This window comes from [Bacillus] enclensis (genome assembly GCF_001456935.1).
GTDB lineage: Bacteria > Bacillota > Bacilli > Bacillales > Bacillaceae_B > Rossellomorea > Rossellomorea enclensis.
Map to the genome: position 1 here is coordinate 1 of NZ_KQ758482.1, position 17,523 is coordinate 17,523.

16 protein-coding genes are annotated in these 17,523 nt (G+C 45.0%); 3 read left to right on the forward strand and 13 right to left on the reverse strand.

The window, feature by feature from the left end; genetic code table 11:
* Window positions 1–235 precede the first annotated feature (235 nt).
* Window positions 236–1,108, reverse strand: coding sequence for a nucleotidyltransferase-like protein (locus AS034_RS00005; protein ID WP_058296978.1), 873 nt, complete (start codon window positions 1,106–1,108; stop codon window positions 236–238).
* A 152-nt stretch (window positions 1,109–1,260) separates the two neighbouring features.
* On the opposite strand from AS034_RS00005, the gene AS034_RS00010 reads away from it, so the two are divergent.
* Window positions 1,261–1,608, forward strand: coding sequence for a YgzB family protein (locus AS034_RS00010; RefSeq protein ID WP_032086322.1), 348 nt, complete (start codon window positions 1,261–1,263; stop codon window positions 1,606–1,608).
* Between the two features lie 263 nt (window positions 1,609–1,871).
* Here the strand turns inward: AS034_RS00010 and perR are convergent, their stop codons facing one another.
* The 5 genes from perR to AS034_RS00035 all read right to left on the reverse strand — a co-directional run bounded on the left by perR (window position 1,872) and on the right by AS034_RS00035 (window position 5,371).
* Complete coding sequence (gene perR / locus AS034_RS00015) at window positions 1,872–2,312, reverse strand: peroxide-responsive transcriptional repressor PerR (protein WP_098151171.1); 441 nt, start codon at window positions 2,310–2,312, stop codon at window positions 1,872–1,874.
* A 406-nt stretch (window positions 2,313–2,718) separates the two neighbouring features.
* Complete coding sequence (locus AS034_RS00020; RefSeq protein WP_058296979.1) at window positions 2,719–3,267, reverse strand: cob(I)yrinic acid a,c-diamide adenosyltransferase; 549 nt, start codon at window positions 3,265–3,267, stop codon at window positions 2,719–2,721.
* Between the two features lies 1 nt (window position 3,268).
* Window positions 3,269–4,222 (reverse strand): D-2-hydroxyacid dehydrogenase, encoded by a 954-nt coding sequence (locus tag AS034_RS00025; RefSeq protein WP_058296980.1) that lies wholly within the window; start codon window positions 4,220–4,222, stop codon window positions 3,269–3,271.
* Window positions 4,223–4,423: 201 nt separating this feature from the next.
* Window positions 4,424–4,894, reverse strand: coding sequence for a thioredoxin-dependent thiol peroxidase (bcp, locus tag AS034_RS00030; protein ID WP_058296981.1), 471 nt, complete (start codon window positions 4,892–4,894; stop codon window positions 4,424–4,426).
* Window positions 4,895–4,969: 75 nt separating this feature from the next.
* Complete coding sequence (locus AS034_RS00035; protein ID WP_032086317.1) at window positions 4,970–5,371, reverse strand: ion channel; 402 nt, start codon at window positions 5,369–5,371, stop codon at window positions 4,970–4,972.
* Window positions 5,372–5,520: 149 nt separating this feature from the next.
* On the opposite strand from AS034_RS00035, the gene AS034_RS00040 reads away from it, so the two are divergent.
* On the forward strand, window positions 5,521–6,807 hold the full coding sequence (locus tag AS034_RS00040; protein WP_032086316.1) for a glutamate-1-semialdehyde 2,1-aminomutase: 1,287 nt from the start codon (window positions 5,521–5,523) through the stop codon (window positions 6,805–6,807).
* A 733-nt stretch (window positions 6,808–7,540) separates the two neighbouring features.
* Window positions 7,541–8,623, forward strand: coding sequence for an FUSC family protein (locus tag AS034_RS00045; protein ID WP_058296982.1), 1,083 nt, complete (start codon window positions 7,541–7,543; stop codon window positions 8,621–8,623).
* A gap of 42 nt (window positions 8,624–8,665) precedes the next feature.
* Here AS034_RS00045 and AS034_RS00050 read toward each other — a convergent pair whose 3' ends face one another.
* The 7 genes from AS034_RS00050 to ntdP all read right to left on the reverse strand — a co-directional run bounded on the left by AS034_RS00050 (window position 8,666) and on the right by ntdP (window position 17,130).
* A complete protein-coding gene (locus tag AS034_RS00050) occupies window positions 8,666–9,562 on the reverse strand; it encodes an ABC transporter permease (RefSeq protein ID WP_032086314.1) in 897 nt (298 codons plus the stop codon).
* Between the two features lie 28 nt (window positions 9,563–9,590).
* Complete coding sequence (locus tag AS034_RS00055) at window positions 9,591–10,595, reverse strand: ABC transporter permease (RefSeq protein ID WP_032086313.1); 1,005 nt, start codon at window positions 10,593–10,595, stop codon at window positions 9,591–9,593.
* A gap of 123 nt (window positions 10,596–10,718) precedes the next feature.
* On the reverse strand, window positions 10,719–12,338 hold the full coding sequence (locus AS034_RS00060) for an ABC transporter substrate-binding protein (protein WP_032086312.1): 1,620 nt from the start codon (window positions 12,336–12,338) through the stop codon (window positions 10,719–10,721).
* Between the two features lie 46 nt (window positions 12,339–12,384).
* On the reverse strand, window positions 12,385–13,350 hold the full coding sequence (locus AS034_RS00065; protein WP_058296983.1) for an ABC transporter ATP-binding protein: 966 nt from the start codon (window positions 13,348–13,350) through the stop codon (window positions 12,385–12,387).
* Window positions 13,325–14,341, reverse strand: coding sequence for an ABC transporter ATP-binding protein (locus tag AS034_RS00070; protein WP_032086310.1), 1,017 nt, complete (start codon window positions 14,339–14,341; stop codon window positions 13,325–13,327). Before AS034_RS00070 ends, AS034_RS00065 begins: the two co-directional genes overlap by 26 nt.
* A gap of 332 nt (window positions 14,342–14,673) precedes the next feature.
* Window positions 14,674–16,422, reverse strand: a complete 1,749-nt coding sequence (locus AS034_RS00075; RefSeq protein WP_058298038.1) for an ABC transporter ATP-binding protein — start codon at window positions 16,420–16,422, stop codon at window positions 14,674–14,676.
* Window positions 16,423–16,599: 177 nt separating this feature from the next.
* Window positions 16,600–17,130: a nucleoside tri-diphosphate phosphatase gene (gene ntdP, locus AS034_RS00080; protein WP_032086309.1), complete on the reverse strand. Its 531-nt coding sequence runs from the start codon at window positions 17,128–17,130 to the stop codon at window positions 16,600–16,602.
* Window positions 17,131–17,523 lie beyond the last annotated feature (393 nt).

Genomic DNA, 17,523 nt, shown 5'->3' on the forward strand with positions numbered 1-17,523 from the left:
CGGTAAATCTAGAATTAACGTTGACGTATTGTCTTGTTTTGTTCAGTTTTCAAGGTTCAATTTGTTGAGCACTTCGTTTGAAGCGACTTTTTAATCTTATCAAGTTATCAACCTGATGTCAACAACTTTTTTAATTTTTCATGTCGCCACTGACCGTACTCGTTTGTCGTTCAGCAGCGACATTTACTAATATACCAAGGTTCTTTATTGGAGTCAATAAGAAAATGATATTTCGCTATAATTTTTTTGGAGCCCGGTAATAACGGTGGTAAACACCTTTTCCCTTTGTTTCTACATCTACTATTTCAACGAATCCTTTATCCGTTAAATATTCGATCAGCATGCCAAGGTCAACTGAATAATGTCCCGCTTCTTCATGATTAAGCAATTCCTGAAAGCTCCATTGTTCTTTCTGTTCAAGGATATTAATCAAGTGCTCAGCTGCCACCTTCGTTCTTGAGTGGATCAGAAATTCACTGGCCAGGAACAGCAGCTCAAGCCTCTTATCGATTTCTTCCTCGCTGGTGACAAGTTCTTCGTAAAGCTTATATATTTCCGGTTCGATCTGCTTCACCTGATTCCAAACCGTGACTTCCGGGTGAAAACCATTTTCGATTACGGCAAGCCGGGCGAGATGGTGGAGGGAATGGACAATATGATTGTAGGCGTCAAGATAGTGCTTGGATTCAAAGAACACTTTGCCATCCATATATCGGCGGATCAATTTGGCGAATTCCATTCCCATTTTTATTTTTCTTCCGTAAAAGGGGAAGTCCCTCAGCTCGGTTTTGAGGTTTTGTACATATTCATTCCGGTCGAAAAGAATCTTTCCATTGAACAGCCAATCGATTACCTTCCGGTTGGACCCCAGAAGGATCCATTCTTTTAGCTTTTCCTCCGTAACGGTATGTAAGGCAGCCTTATGCTCCTTGTATGTGTAATGTTTAACGAATACAGGCTCTTCAGCTTCTTTTACAATAAGAAATAACACGATATCGAATGTATCGGTTACAGGACTGGATTTCTTGCTTTGTTCTATTAATAAGACACCTAATGTGTTTGGGTGACTGGTACGTTCCTGATAAATCGGTCGTAAAATGTCTTCCATTAAAAACTCCTCCACATCAATCATTGGTTGGTAACTATTTCGACATTGAAACAGGATTTCCTTCTCTTATTATAGTCATTTTTCGACAAATGGTTTTCCTGTCCACTAAAGTCCTTCAATTATGGTATAGTATTTTTCTAGGAGGGACAATCATGGCAAAGAATTATTCCAGTAAGATCAATAAAATCCGTACGTTTGCATTGAGCTTGATTTTCATCGGTTTCATTATTATGTATGTAGGTATATATTTCAAACAGCACCCTTGGGTCATGACCATTTTCATGCTGCTCGGTTTTCTTGCCATCATAGGCAGTACAGTGGTTTACTTCTGGATCGGGATGTTATCTACAAAGGCCGTCCAGGTCAAATGTCCGAATTGCGGCAAGGTCACAAAGGTCCTCGGCCGGGTGGACATGTGTATGTATTGTAATGAACCGCTCACTCTCGACCCTGACTTAGAGGGCGAAGAATTTAACGAAGATTATAATAAAAAGAAATGACACATCAAAAACAAGGACCTGCCGAATGGAGGTCTTTTTGTTTTACAAAGGCTCTTTTCGCATACTTTTTTGCTATACAGACAAGAAAATACCGGAACTTGGGTATTTTCGGGTTGTCCGTCCGTCTCTAGTTTAAACTTGAGTTCGAAAAGAGCACGTCTACAAGCTGCATTCAGGTTACAAGTCTATTTACGGAAAGCAACAATCTTTTAGAAAACAGCCTTACAAAAGAAAAAATGGCTCCCGGGCAGGGAACCATTTCTTTAGTGAGTTTCTTTTGTAGAGCATTCCGTACAGGTACCGTAGATTTCCATACGGTGATTGTTGACTTTAAAACCCGTCACATGAGAAGCGAGCTGCTCTACTTCATCCAATCCCGGATAGTGGAAGTCTACGATCTTACCGCATCCATCACAGATGACATGATAGTGATCTGTCGTGACAAAGTCGAAGCGGCTTGAAGCATCTCCGTATGTCAGTTCTTTCACCAGACCCACTTCCCTGAAGACCCGCAGGTTGTTATATACAGTGGCCACACTCATATTAGGGAATTTCCCTTCGAGTGCCTTATATATGTCATCAGCTGTAGGATGAGCCATTGAATCGATTAGAAACTCTAAAATCGCATGACGTTGAGGCGTGATACGGACTCCGGTTTCTTTCAATGTTGCAATTGCTTCTTTCAATTGTCCTTCTTCTAACATCGCCATGCACCTCTTTTCATAAGAATTATTATTTTATAATCTTTATAAATAGTGTACTAATCAGGACAACCTTTTGTCAATCTTTCACCTCAGCGCATACTTAAAAATAACGTTTATTTTTTAAACACTGCTATTGATTTCCGTGCATGACCTCGCTTTCGGAGGGCGGTTGGGGAGCCTCCTCTCCTTATTCAAGGATAGGAACTGTCCAGCTTCAGGGCTTAGGAGGCACATGTCATAAGCCAAACCGCCCAAGAAGGCAAAGTGCGCCTTCCAGGCCGATTCGTCTTATGCCACACGCCTCTGAGCAAAGCCCTTCCGCATTTCAGTTAGGAGTCTTCGTCTTGCACTCCAATCAACCGCTGAAGTGGCTTTGTATAACCGTATATGAAGTCCTTAAAATCATTTACTGATGCAGATTCTTTTCCTCTTCCCCCAGCTGTTGATTGATGTATCTGGCTGCCACAAATAAGAAATCGGAAAGCCTGTTGAGGTATGACAATACTAACGGATTGACATCTTCCCCTATTCCGACGGCTTCGCGCTCTGCTCTTCTTACAATAGTGCGTGCGGTGTGCAGTGCCGCTCCTGCGGGATGGCCGCCGGGCAGTATGAAGTTTTTCAACGGCGTAAGTGTTCCATCAAGAAAATCGATTTGTTCTTCAAGCTCCTTTATATCTGAATCTTCAAGCTTCCACTTCACTTCTTTCCCGGATGGTGTCGCAAGTTCTGCCCCCACATGAAAGAGGGCTGTCTGAATTTTGTGGAAGAACCCTTCAAACTTTTCTTTTCCATCGAAATACTCTGCTTTTAAATAGCTTAACCCGAGTCCGATCATTGAATTCGCTTCGTCACAAGTTCCGTAGGCCTCAACACGCTGGTCTTTTTTTGATACACGTGAACCGTATACCAGTGAAGTTGTCCCCTTATCGCCCGATTTCGTATATATTTTCATCTTAGTAACCCCTCTCTGTATCGATCACATTCATCATTTCTTCACTTCTATTATTACTATATGCTTTTAAATTCTTTTTAAAAATTTCAAGTGCTCTGGGCATATACATCTTTGTGATGCTGGAAAGATGCGGTGTCACCGAAATGCCTTCTTCCTTCCAGAATGGGTGATCTGAAGGCAGCGGCTCCCGCTCGAATACATCAAGGAAGATATGGCCGATCTTCTTTGTTTTCACCGCTTCCAGCAGCACGGATTCTTCAACCAGGTCACCCCTGCCGATATTGATGAACACCGCTGTATCCTTCATTTTATCAAAATGCTCCGTTTTGAGGATGTACTTTGTATCGTCTGTGCTCGGCAGTACTGCTACAAGATAGTCTGCGTGCGGAAGATATTCTTTATAAGTACTGAGTGTAAACATCTGATCAAAGTGTTCCACCATTTTACCGGTTGAATTCAACCCGGCTGTCTTCATGTTGAAGGCTTTTGCCAGCCTGGCAATTTCACTTCCGATGGCGCCTGCCCCTAAAACAAGCAGAGAGGCACCATTCAGTTCAGATGTTGGAAGCCGTCTGCTCCATACTCCCTCTTCCTCTTGCTTTAGTACGGACCCCAGCTGTTTGGCATGCTGAAGCATCAATCCTAATGTGAATTCAGCCATCGGCACCTTATGTATACCCCTTGCGTTTGTGACCAGGATGTCTTTTTTCCTGATTGCTTCAAACGGCATTTTCTCCAGCCCCGCAGAAGTAACCATGATCCACTTCAGGCTTCTTGCACGTTCAATATGCCGGTCAGTCAAATCCTCACCCATCGTGACGATGATTTCTGCGTCAGGTAATGCTTCTTCAGCATCGCTGATCTTTTTAAAAAAAGAAAATTCAGCACCAGGAAAGTGATTCCTCAAATCGTTTACGAATTCTTCCTTAGGCTGAAACGTAAATATCACTTTCATCCTTTTCCCTCCCATACCTATTGAAGATAGTTTATCATAATTCCGAATCTTCTATAAAAAAAAGAGGACCGATCTTGATCGGTCCTTACACGGATGAGACTGACTTATTTGAGGAGGTTGCCCTAATCTTACTATATGTCCCTTTCATTCAAGTGAATGGACAAAAGCCTCATCCTTTATAAAATAGGCTTAAAAATAGGCTTATGAGAGATTTTCTTCTATATATTTCAGCGCTTCCTCGACATGCCCCTTCACCCTGACTTTTCTCCATTCTTTTGCCATATTTCCTTCTTTATCGATAATGAAAGTGGAACGCTCGATCCCCATATATTCCTTACCGAAGTTTTTCTTCAGCTTCCAGACGCCGTATTCTTCAGCAACTTTATGATCTTCATCCACCAGTAATAAAAATGGCAGACCATGTTTCTCCACGAACTTTTCATGCTTCTCAACCGGGTCCGGGCTAACGCCTAGGATCACCGCATCAAGTTTATCAAAATTTTCATGCTGATCCCTGAAGTCACAAGCCTCCGTGGTGCACCCAGGCGTCATGTCTTTCGGGTAGAAATAAAGCACTACATTTTTGCCCCTGTAATCAGAGAGTTTCACTTTTTTACCATTACTGGCCATCAATTCAAACTCAGGTGCTTTCTGTCCTGTTTCAACCTTCATTTCCTGATCCCTCCATTTTTCATGATTCTAACGTTAGCGTACCCAATGGGAGGGAAAAACTCAAATCATAAGGAATCACTTTTCATAATTCATAAATGATTTCACAACGAAAGCAGCCGGAATCGTAAATCCGAGCCATGATTCAATTAGCGCGATACCCCTGCCTATGCCGACAGGGGTCACATCCCCGTAGCCGACTGAAAATAAGGTAATCCCGCTGAAGTACATCGTTGTAAAGAAGTGATCAAAAAAGTCCCCGGTAACAGGCCGTCCATTTTCCACCAGGATTTGCACCCCTTCAAGCTGCAGCAGGGTAAACAGGAGTCCAAATCCGAGCATAATGGTCACATAGCACATGCCCAGAAAGAAAAAATGATGAAAGGATACATAGTGGACCTTCCACCTGGAAGGATAGAATAACGCTCTTAAACTCATGATCATACAGATCAGAATCATGAAAGCCATCAAATAGATCATCAAGATTCCCACTTTCAAAGCTTGTCTCTGTATATGTACGCTTTTGACATTGATTTCATTCCGAAGTCCAGATCTAATTTGCTAAAAAGCTCGCGCCCATACTACAATAGAAAAGGTAAGTTGACAGGAATAATCCAGGAGGTAATCCAATGAATTTTACTCAATCAGAATCATTACATAAAGAAGCTCTGGAACATATCGTGGGAGGGGTGAACAGCCCATCCCGCTCTTATAAGGCAGTGGGCGGAGGCTCCCCTGTTGCGATGGAAAGAGGAAAAGGTGCTTATTTCTGGGACGTGGACGGAAATAAATACATCGATTATCTGGCAGCATACGGCCCCATCATCACCGGGCATGCACACCCTCATATAACAGAAGCAATCAAGACAGCTGCTGAAAACGGGGTGCTCTACGGGACGCCTACCCGCCACGAAGTGAAGTTTGCGAAGATGATCAAAGAAGCGATGCCTTATATGGATAAAGTGCGTTTCGTCAACTCAGGTACTGAAGCCGTGATGACGACCATCCGTGTGGCCCGCGCGTATACAGGAAAAGATAAAATAATCAAATTTGCCGGCTGCTATCACGGTCATTCCGACCTGGTGCTTGTTGCAGCGGGTTCAGGCCCTTCAACGCTTGGAACACCAGATTCTGCGGGGGTGCCTAAGAGCATCGCACAGGAAGTCATTACGGTCCCTTTCAATGATATCGAGCCGTTCAGGGAAGCCATGGAAAAATGGGGAGATCAAATAGCAGGGGTACTGGTTGAGCCGATCGTAGGGAATTTCGGCATTGTCGAGCCGAAAGAAGGATTCCTCGAGCAGGTCAATGAGATCGCCCACGCCGCCGGCAGTCTCGTCATTTATGATGAAGTCATCACTGCTTTCCGCTTTATGTACGGCGGTGCCCAGGATATGCTTAAGGTACAGCCGGATCTCACGGCGCTTGGAAAAATCATCGGGGGAGGCCTGCCGATCGGTGCTTACGGCGGCAAGCTTGAAATCATGGAACAGGTTGCACCGCTCGGGCCTGCATACCAGGCTGGTACGATGGCAGGAAATCCTGCTTCCATCCTATCAGGGATCGCCTGCCTTGAGGTTCTTAAACAAGATGGCGTTTACGAGAAGCTCGATGCACTTGGTGCGAAGCTTGAAGAAGGAATACTGGCCGCAGCCGAAAAACATAATACACCGATTTCAGTCAACCGCCTGAAGGGTGCACTCACTCTCTATTTCACAAAAGAAAAAGTCGAAAACTACGAGCAGGCCGAAGCCACAGACGGAGAAATGTTCGCCAAATTCTTCAAGCTTATGCTGAACCAGGGCATCAACCTCGCCCCATCCAAATACGAAGCATGGTTTCTCACAACAGAGCACACCGAACAAGACATCAAAAAAACACTGGAAGCAGTAGACAAAGCATTTGCCCAGCTGTAATATACTATTTTCAATTTCCCCCCGCTTCAAATATGAAGCGGGGATTTTCTGTTTAATAATGGAGGTTTATTTAAAATACTAATTATGTGCCTTTTAGTAATGTGAATGGATACTAGCGAATTTGACTCCTGCGGGTGATCGAGGAAGGGATAAGAGATGTCCAGCTCCGGGGGCTAGGGGCTCGAGGTCATAAGTCAAACAAACCAAGCGCCTTTCCGGCTTGTTTGCCTTATGCTTGTCGCCTCTGAAAGAGCCGCCTTTGCTTTTCTGACACACAGACGGGACTTTGAGGAGGTTCAGCTTCGTTTTAGCACTTCAATTCGGAATTTTTTTGGATAATCTTTCAATTTTGGCCGGGAATCTTTCGAAAACTCGACTTATTCTTTCGTTTTCGGGCCGAAATCTTCGAAATCCGACCATTAATCTTCGAATTTTGAAAATAATTCCGCCACTTACCAAAAACATCCAAAACCATAGCGAACAATACCTCTACTTCCAACCCTGCGAAAAGCGAAGTCTCCCACCGAAATTAAATGCGGCATTTTCAAATGGAATATTCCTAATATCATGTAAACCCTGCCATTCCCAATAAACTAATCCCCCGTTTAACCCCTGTCGAATAAGGTAATAAAATTGTATAAAACTATTTTCATTTGCCTATTGCTATTGCTTGAAAATGCCTGTATAGTACAGTATTGTTTATCAAAAGTCACTCAAGAAAGGACCTGTTTGCATGAAACTTGGTGCCCGCATCCTTAAAACGGGAATCGCGATCGTCATTGCATTGCTTGTTTCACAGATGTTAGGCATTCCATCTCCAGTATTCGCAGGGATTGCAGCGATATTTGCTGTTCAGCCGACCATTTACCGCTCTTATTTAACTATTATCGAACAAATCCAGGCAAACCTGATTGGAGCCGGAACGGCCGTCATATTCGTTCTTTTATTCGGAAGCAATCCGCTTGTAGTCGGATTCGCTGCCATTGTAGCCATTGCCATCATACTTAAACTTAAATTGGAAAAAACGATCGGCCTGGCATTGGTGACGTTGATTGCCATCATGGAAGTCACCGATCAGGCATTCATCCAGTTTGCACTTATACGTTTTTCAACGATCATGATCGGGGTTTTCTCCTCGTTCCTTGTGAACCTGGTGTTCATCCCGCCTAAATACGAAACCAAGCTGTATCATAGAATTGCAGACTCAAGTGAAGAGATTTTAAAATGGATCAGATTGAGCATGAGGCATGCGACTGAATTCCACTTGCTGAAAAAAGACCTTGAACGGATGAAAGAAAAATTGATCAAGGTCGACCAGCTTTATCTTCTTTATAAGGAAGAAAGGGATTATTTCAAGAAGAACACGATCTCCAAAAGCCGTAAGCTCGTCATTTACAGGCAGATGATATCGACGGCCAACAGAAGCTTCGATATCCTGAAGAGGATAAACCGCTATGAAAATGAAATCCTGCAATTGCCCGATGAACTTAAGAACAGCATTAAAGGACAGCTCGACTGCCTCCTGACTTATCATGAACAGCTGCTGCTGAAATTCATCGGCAAGATGCATCCCCATACAGATTCTGAAGCCTATCAGGATGTATGCCTGCACCGAAAAGAGCTGCTGAAAAGGATGCTGACTGAAATCCAGAACAACAGCGAAAATGAAAATGTCCAGAACTTCCATATGCTTCATATCTTCTCGGCCATTTTTCTTTATGATGAGCATCTTGAGCACCTCGAAAAGCTGATCACAAGCTTTCAGTCTTACCATACAGAAGAAAACGAAGTGGAAATCCGTGAAGAAGAAGAATAAAAAAGATCGTCCATCCCCACAGGGAGCGGACGATCTTTTTTATTAGTTCTTCATCTTCGGATCGAGTGCGTCACGCAGCCCGTCTCCCATCAGGTTGAACCCGAGAACCGTCAGCATGATGGCCAGACCCGGGAAGATCATGGTCCACGGAGCCTGGAGCATGAACATCCGGGCATCAGCAAGCATTTTGCCCCATTCCGGAGTCGGTGCCTGCGCACCGAGACCAAGGAAGCCAAGAGCGGCAGCTTCAATGATGGCGGTGGCGATCGCCAGTGTCCCCTGGACGATGATCGGAGCCATACTGTTAGGAAGCACATGGCTGAAAAGGATACGGCTGTCCTTCATACCAATCGCTTTTGCAGCCATGACGTATTCTTCCTGTTTAACACTCAGCACCCTCGAACGGATCAAACGTCCAAAGTTCGGGATATTGATGATCGCGATGGCGATAAGTGCATTTCGAAGAGAAGGTCCAAGAGCTGCTACTACTGCGATTGCAAGCAGGATACTCGGAAAGGCAAGCATGATATCGAAAAACCGGGAAATGATTGTATCCACCCATCTTCCGTAATATCCAGCCACGATCCCAAGCAGACTTCCAACTACCGCGGACCCGATAACCGCGAAGAAACCGACCGTTAATGAAATTCTCGCCCCATGGATGATTCTCGACAGGATATCACGTCCAAAGTCATCCGTTCCCAGCCAGTTCTCTGAAGAAGGGGCTTGCAGCCTTTTGGATAAATCCTGGTCATTGATTCCCTCTGGGGCAATGGCAGGAGCTGCGATGGCGAGTATGACGAAAAACAGGACGATACAAAACCCTGCCAGGGCAATCTTATTTTTCACAAAGCTCTTCCATGCTTCTTTCCAGGGAGACACCGTTTCTTCCTGGAGAGAAGGGTTCATCTCTTTTTGCGGTTCTGCTATTTCTGACATGAGAGTTCACCTCTTTCTTCTGTCGATGTTAGTTGTATTTAATACGCGGATCTACGGCCGCATACAGTAAATCTACGATTAGGTTGATTGTTACGAAGATGGTGGCGACGACGAGAATGCCGGATTGAATCACAGGATAATCTCGGTATCCGATGGCTTCATAAATATAGCGTCCGATGCCCGGCCATCCGAATATGGTCTCAGTCAGTATGGCACCGCCCAGGAGAAGCCCCATCTGGAGTCCAATGACAGTCAAAACCGGAATGATTGCATTCTTCAGGGAGTGCTTGTACACAACCCAGAACATTTTCAATCCTTTTGCACGTGCGGTACGGATATAATCGGAACGCATGACTTCAAGCATGCTTGAACGTGTCATCCGGGCAATGATTGCCATTGGAATGGTGGCTAACGCAACTCCCGGAAGGATGAGATGCTTGATTACTTCTCCCATCTGCTTGAAATCACCCTGGATGAGTGTGTCTATCAAATACAGGTTCGTAATCGAATCAATCGGGTTCCGTATGTTTTCCCTTCCGGTTGTAGGAAGCCAGTCCAGCTGAATTCCGAATATCCACTGCTCCATCAAACCAAGCCAGAAAATAGGCAGGGATACACCTATCAAGGCCAAGATCATAGCGGTATAGTCAAACCATGAATTCTGGAACCACGCACTGATGATCCCTGCATTCACCCCGATTACCACTGCAATGATGATCGCCACAAGGGCAAGTTCGAAAGTCGCAGCCAGATACGGCCAGATCTCCGATGACACTTCCACCTTGGTCCGCAGTGATTCTCCCAGGTCGCCTGTCAGCAGTCCCCCAAGGTAGTTGAAATACTGTACATACCATGGGTTATCGAGTCCAAGCTGCATCCTTAGCGCTTCTACCGCTTCCTTTGTGGCCTGCTGCCCGAGGATGACCTGTGCTGGATCCCCAGGTATCGCACGTATAATGAAAAATACAATCAGGGTCATCCCGAGTAAGACGGGAATCAATTGAAGCAGTCTTCGTATGGTGTATTGAAACATCTTGTTCACCTCTCTGAATGGAGATTCTATAATACTGTGAAGTTCGTTCATTTAATCTTGCCGGGCTCTGCCCCACTATGTATAAACGGGGGAGATGATATCTCCCCCGTCCTCCGCTACTGATTATTGTTCGATATCAACTGCGCCTAACCAGTCGGAACCAGTTGGATGCGGCTTGAAGTTTTTGATTGCTGCACTTCCTGCAAGTAATGGCGTAGAGTGAGCAAGAGGTACCCATGGAGCATCTTCGTGAATGATTTCCTGGGCCTTTTTGTAAAGCTCTTCACGTTTTGCCTGGTCGACTTCTGTCTGCGCATCGATCAGGATTTTGTGAAGTTCATCATTACTGTAGTAAGAGTAGTTGTTGCTTCCGATATTGTCTTTATCAAGTAACACATAAAGGAAGTTATCAGCATCACCATTATCGCCAGTCCAGCCAAGCAAGAATGCATCAGCTTCCCCTTTACTTGCTTTATCAAGGTAAGTTGCCCACTCATAAGAAACGATGTTGGCTTTGATTCCTACTTCAGCGAGATCAGCCTGAATGGCTTCTGCCACTTTTTGACCATCCGGCATGTAAGGACGCGGAACAGGCATTGCCCACAGTTCCATTTCGAATCCTTTTTCGTGACCTGCTTCTGCAAGAAGTTCTTTTGCTTTTTCAGGGTTGTACTCATAGCCTTCGATATCATCGTTGTAGCCAGCGATTACTGGAGGCATAGGGTTTTTCGCAACATCCGCTTTACCTTCGAAGAAGGCATCTACGATCTCTTGCTTGTTGATCGCGTAGTTGATTGCCTGACGTACTTTAGGATCGTCAAACGGCTTGCGGGTAGATGTGAGACCTAAGTATCCAACGTTCATTGACGGACGTTCGAATAACTGTAATTGATCATTGCCTTCAACCTGAGAGGCATCACTTGGATTCACACCATCTGCAAGATCGATCTCACCTGAAATCAATGCATTCAGACGAGCAGAGTTTTCAGGGATTGATTTGAATACCACTTGATCAAGTTTAGGAAGATCTTTGTTCCAGTAGTCTTCATTCTTTTCAAGGACGATCTTGTCATTACGTTTCCACTCAACAAACTTGAATGGGCCTGTACCTGCATCTGTCGGTGCTTCGCCAAGTTTGTCACCCAATTCGTCAATTGCTTTAGGGCTGACGATAGCGAAAGGACTCATCGCGATATTTTTTAAGAATGGAGCTTGAGGACGCTTCAGAACGAATTCAACCGTCTTATCGTCTACAGCCTTCACTTCTTTGATTACGTGACCTTCATCACCTTTGAAGCCTCCGAACATTGAGCTGTAATATGGGAATGTATCAGCGTTCCCGTTCATCCAGCGCTCAAAGTTCTTCACTACTGCATCTGCATTGAAGTCGGTACCGTCCTGGAACTTGACCCCTTCACGAAGTGTGAATGTATAAGTCAGTCCATCGTCAGATACCTTCCATTCCTCTGCAAGTCCAGGATTTGGTTCAGTATCCTGCTCACCGAATTTCACTAACGTTTCAAAAATATTCTTCGTTACCTTGAATGATTCACCGTCTGTTACAGTACCCGGGTCAAGAGCTACTGAGTCTCCCCCGCGTCCGAAGATCAATACTTTCGGATCTCCGCTATCTTTACTGTCGCTGCCTTCTCCTGAAGAACCTTCAGAACCTCCGCATCCGTAAAGTACGGATGACAGGACCAAGATGAGCAGCAATAAAACTGACCAGCCTTTCTTCCTCAATGAAATCCCCTCCTGAATAATGTTTATATATTATGAGGCTTGCCGCCTAATAAAGATGGCAAGCTACATAATGCCCTGGTTGGTGTTCCTTAAATTCCGGCACCTTCTCTTTACATACATCCGTTGCGAAAGGGCAGCGGGTATGGAAGGTGCATCCGCTCGGCGGATTGGAAGGACTCGGGATATCCCCCTGCAGAAGCTGTGTTTCCCTCTTGAAGTCCGGATCTGGTATCGGGACCGCTGAGAGAAGAGCCTGGGTGTAAGGATGCAGAGGCTCCTCGTATAAGTTCTCACTATCGCTGAGCTCTACCATTTTCCCTAAATACATGACTCCCACTCTATCGCTTATATGCCGGACCACACCCAGATCATGCGCAATGAAAATATAGGTGAGTTCGAACTCTTTTTGCAAATCCTGCATCAGATTTAAAACCTGGGACTGGATTGATACGTCTAATGCAGAGACAGGTTCATCCGCAATGATCAGCTTGGGCTTCGTCATGAGCGCACGGGCAATCCCGATCCGCTGCCTCTGCCCGCCGCTGAATTGATGCGGATAGCGTTTTGCGTGATAACTGCTCAGACCGACAATATTCAAGAGTTCATGCACTCTTTCTCTTCTTTCCTTGGCAGATCCCATCCCGTGTACTTTAAGGGGCTCTTCCAAAATCTTTTCAACCGTATGTCTCGGGTTCAAGGAAGCATACGGATCCTGAAAGACCATTTGGATTTCCCTTCTGATCTTTCTCATCTCCGAGTTTGATAGACTCGTAAGCTCCCTGTCTTCGAAAGTGACCTTCCCCTCGGAAGGGTCGATCAGTCTCATCAGCATCCTGCCGGTGGTGGATTTACCACATCCGCTTTCACCGACGATCCCGAGCGTCTCCCCTTTGTTCACGGTAAAAGAGACGCCGTCTACTGCCTTGACGGAGCTGACAGGCCGTCCAAGAATTCCGCCTGTTATCGGGAAATGTTTTTTAAGATTCTCAACTTTCAGCAATGGTTCCGTCATAAACTCCCTCCTCTGTTTCATCGAACAGGAAGCACCTTGTGCAATGTCCTGGTGTCGTTTCATATAATTCCGGCGTCTCTACAAGACAGCGGTCGAAAGCATAGTCGCAGCGTGCGGCAAATCGGCATCCACGCTTGATGGATCCGGGCTTTGGAACATTCCCCTGAATCGAATGGAGCCGCTGCTGTTTAACCCGCATATCGGGGACGGACTGGATGAGCCCCTTCGTATAAGGATGCTGTGGGTTTTTAAAGATTTCTTCCACTGTTCCTTCTTCAACCACTTTACCTGAGTACATGACGACGATTCTCTCACACGTCTCTGCAACGACTCCCAGGTCGTGGGTGATCAGAAGCACTGCCGTATTCAATTCCTTGTTCAGCTTTTTCATCAGCTTAAGGATCTGTGCCTGTATGGTCACATCGAGTGCTGTGGTAGGTTCATCTGCGATCAGCACTTTTGGGTCGCATATCATGGCCATGGCGATCATGACCCTTTGCCTCATCCCACCGGATAACTGGTGCGGATATTCCTTGATCAGTTCATCAGCGCGAGGGAGGCCGACCAACTTCATGATTTCGACTGCCTTATCCCTCGCTGCTTTCTTTGTCGCTTTTGTATGTATGCGTATTGCTTCAGTCAATTGATCTCCTATTGTAAATACAGGGTTCAGCGATGTCATTGGTTCCTGGAAGATCATCGCGATGTCATTCCCCCGGATATCCCTCATCCGTTTTTCAGAAGCTTTTGTCAGATCTTCATCCTTGTAAAGAATCTTGCCGCCTGTAATTTTCCCCGGCGGACTGGGCACCAGCCCCATGATTGAAAGGGATGTGACACTTTTACCGCATCCGCTCTCTCCGACCACTCCCAGGATTTCACCTTCATTTACATGAAAACTAACGCCATCGACTGCAGGAACTTCTCCGTCATCGGTAAAAAAGGAGGTCCTTAGATCTTCTACAGTTAGTAAAGGACGTGCTTGACTCATTCAAATCCTCCCCTTGAAACAATTCTCTCTTTTCTCAATTATGGTACTTTTCTAAATTTTTATATGATTCTTATTATACAAGATGTTACAAATGTTGCAATCTATTTTCAGAATTTTCTTCTTTCCCTATTTTTTCGTCTATGTTTCCTAATCCATTTCAATATATGTCCAAAAACCCGATTCATTCCTCCCATAGTTTTTAGCAGAGTAAAGAAGCGTCCGGTCCATTTATAGGAGATGATTGGTATTTTCATAAAAATATTTGTTACTTTTCTCCCAAACACAAAAAAACCGCCCCTCACTGCTCTCTGCAGCGAAGGACGGGCCTTCAATCATTGATCTAATTGTTGAACCTGGAACAGCTTATAATAATGTCCCTGTCTTTCCATCAATTCCTGATGGGAGCCCATCTCGGCAATTTCTCCATATTCCATGTGGATGATCCTGTCGGCATGGGTGATGGTGGATAAACGGTGAGCCACAATGAATGTGGTTCGTTCTTTAGCCAATTCTTCCAATGCTTCCTGAATCAGATGCTCACTCTCAAGATCGAGGGCAGATGTTGCTTCATCAAGGATAAGGATGGGAGGATTTTTCAAGAAGACCCTTGCAATGGCGACTCTCTGTTTCTGGCCGCCGGAAAGCTTCACTCCTCTTTCCCCTACCCGTGTATCATACCCTTGAGGGAGTTTCATGATGAATTCATGGGCATTTGCCGCCTTTGCCGCTTTGATGACATCTTCATCACTTGCTTCCGGGTTCCCAAACTTAATATTCATTTTCACAGATTCACTGAAAAGGATATTATCCTGAAGGACCATTCCGATTTTATCCCGGAGAGACCTGACCTCGAATCTTCTGATATCTGTACCGTCCAGACGGATTTCCCCTTTGGTCACATCGTAGAAGCGCGGGATCAAGCTGACAAGGGAGGATTTCCCCCCTCCGCTCATCCCGACAAGTGCTACGGTTTCCCCGGAGTGGATATCCAGGTTGAGGTTTCTCAGCACCTCTTCTTCCTGCGGGTCGTATTGGAAAGATACATTCCTGAACTGAATATTCCCTTCGACATTCCGGCACGGAACCGCACCTGGCTCATCGTCAACATCATATTTTTCATCCATGAATTCGAAAACCCTGTCCATGGATGCGATTGATTGTGTAAGGGTCGTCGATGAATTCACCAGCCTTCTCAGCGGATTATATAACCGATCGATGTAGGCAATGAACGCTGCCATTGTCCCTATCGTCAAATCACCTTCGATTACCTGCAGACCAGCGTATCCGATGATGATCAGCGGAGAAATATCCGTAATCGTGTTCACAACCGCGAAAGCTTTTGCATTCCAGCTCGTTTGCTTCAACGCTTTTGAAAGGAAGTTGCTGTTCTGTCCTTCGAATTGCTTTTGTTCGTAATCTTCCACTGCAAAACTCTTGATGACGGACATCCCCTGCACCCGTTCATGTAAATGGCTTTGCACTTCTGCAAGCGCCTGGGAGCGCTCCCTGGTCAGTCCGCGCAGCCTGCCGAAGAAATAACGCACGGAAAATGCGTAGAAAGGAAAGGCAATCAATGAAACCAGGGTCAGCTTCACGTCCATGGTGAACATGATGGCCAGCGCAATAATAATGGTTGCTGCATCCAGCCAAAGATTCATCAATCCCGTGATGACAAAATTCTTTGTCTGCTCGACATCATTAATCACTCTCGAGATCACTTCTCCCGCACGAGTATTGGAGTAATATTTAAAACTCAATTTCTGAATGTGTGAAAACAGCGTATCCCTTAAATCAAAAAGGATTTTATTCCCGGTCCACTGTGCAAAGTATTGTCTGTAATACTCCACTGGCGGCCTAATGATAAGGAACAGGACGAGCATGACGCCCATGACCGTCAATAATGTGTTTGTTTTTTCCTGAGTTGATAAGGTCCCATTGCCCACGATATCATCAATGACATATTTAATGAGAACAGGGATTAGCAAAGGAATAGCAAACTTTATGATGCCTATGATAAGTGTACCTATGATCTGCCAGCGGTAAGGCTTAACAAATTGCAGGTAACGTTTAATACTATCCAAGTCAAAGCTCCTTTCTGGATATATGCCTGTGTTTCGTTCTCTGAAGTAAAACCCAATGAAAAAGGGATGACCCGTAAGGAACATTACTTTCCTTTTCTCCAGTTGCCTGTGCAGGAAGAGAAAAGGAGGCTCCTTGCCGGGTCAGCCCTTCGTAAACTATACTGTTGTTCAGGTTGGTTACCCCCTATGTGTCAAATAGCGTTCATACCAGATGTCGATAAAGTCAGGCGCAAAAGGACCTTTCCTCTGCCGGATCCACCGTACAAGCTTGTCTACATTCCTCTTCAGGATGTGATCGATCACATCCGGGTAACCGTACAATTTTCGATGAGCCTCGTATTCATCCTCATCAAGCAAGGTATACGTCATATCCGGAAACACTTTGATATCCAGATCATAATCAATGTACTTGATTGCTTCATGGTCGTATACGAATGGTGAACTTAAATTACAATAATAATAAATCCCGTCCTCACGGATCATACAAATAATGTTAAACCATAGTTCAGAATGAAAATAACAGATTGCCGGTTCCCGCGTCATCCATGTCCTGCCGTCGGATTCCGTGACGAGTGTCCGGTCGTTTCCACCGATGATGATGTTGTTCGTGCCTTTTAAAACAGTTGTTTCGTTCCATATCCGGTGGATGTTTCCATCGTGCTTATAACTATGTATTTGTACAGATCGCCCTTCAGTGGGAACAGCCATTGTATCCCCTTCTTTCCTAACAAATTCCATGTATATAAGTGTTTATTCTATCATTATAACGTTTCCCTCGTAAATTTAAAACAAAAGGGCTGTCTTTAAGGAAATTCTCCTTTAAAGATGGCCCGTTTCAAGAAACTTGTATCGATTTTGTTTTGGTCAGGACAAGTACAATATTGATTATCCTTCTGTACACCGCATTTGATTGCCGTGCAAGACTTCGCTTTCCGCGGGTGACCGTGAGCCTCCTGGCATTCTCGCAGCAAACCCTGTCCAGTTCCAGGGCTTAGAGGCAGATGTCATAAGCCTCTCTTCAAAGCCCTTCCACTTTTCTGTCAGAAGTCTTCGTCTTGCCACTCCAATCAACTGCTGGAGAGCAGCCGGGCCATTTATCCT

Bases quoted from the DNA above. Each gene is read 5' to 3' on its own strand.
- AS034_RS00005 (WP_058296978.1), bottom strand. From the start codon at position 1,108: ATGGAAGACATTTTACGACCGATTTATCAGGAACGTACCAGTCACCCA.
- AS034_RS00010 (WP_032086322.1), top strand. From the start codon at position 1,261: ATGGCAAAGAATTATTCCAGTAAGATCAATAAAATCCGTACGTTTGCA.
- perR (WP_098151171.1), bottom strand. From the start codon at position 2,312: ATGTTAGAAGAAGGACAATTGAAAGAAGCAATTGCAACATTGAAAGAA.
- AS034_RS00020 (WP_058296979.1), bottom strand. From the start codon at position 3,267: ATGAAAATATATACGAAATCGGGCGATAAGGGGACAACTTCACTGGTA.
- AS034_RS00025 (WP_058296980.1), bottom strand. From the start codon at position 4,222: ATGAAAGTGATATTTACGTTTCAGCCTAAGGAAGAATTCGTAAACGAT.
- bcp (WP_058296981.1), bottom strand. From the start codon at position 4,894: ATGAAGGTTGAAACAGGACAGAAAGCACCTGAGTTTGAATTGATGGCC.
- AS034_RS00035 (WP_032086317.1), bottom strand. From the start codon at position 5,371: ATGATCTATTTGATGGCTTTCATGATTCTGATCTGTATGATCATGAGT.
- AS034_RS00040 (WP_032086316.1), top strand. From the start codon at position 5,521: ATGAATTTTACTCAATCAGAATCATTACATAAAGAAGCTCTGGAACAT.
- AS034_RS00045 (WP_058296982.1), top strand. From the start codon at position 7,541: ATGAAACTTGGTGCCCGCATCCTTAAAACGGGAATCGCGATCGTCATT.
- AS034_RS00050 (WP_032086314.1), bottom strand. From the start codon at position 9,562: ATGTCAGAAATAGCAGAACCGCAAAAAGAGATGAACCCTTCTCTCCAG.
- AS034_RS00055 (WP_032086313.1), bottom strand. From the start codon at position 10,595: ATGTTTCAATACACCATACGAAGACTGCTTCAATTGATTCCCGTCTTA.
- AS034_RS00065 (WP_058296983.1), bottom strand. From the start codon at position 13,350: ATGACGGAACCATTGCTGAAAGTTGAGAATCTTAAAAAACATTTCCCG.
- AS034_RS00070 (WP_032086310.1), bottom strand. From the start codon at position 14,341: ATGAGTCAAGCACGTCCTTTACTAACTGTAGAAGATCTAAGGACCTCC.
- ntdP (WP_032086309.1), bottom strand. From the start codon at position 17,130: ATGGCTGTTCCCACTGAAGGGCGATCTGTACAAATACATAGTTATAAG.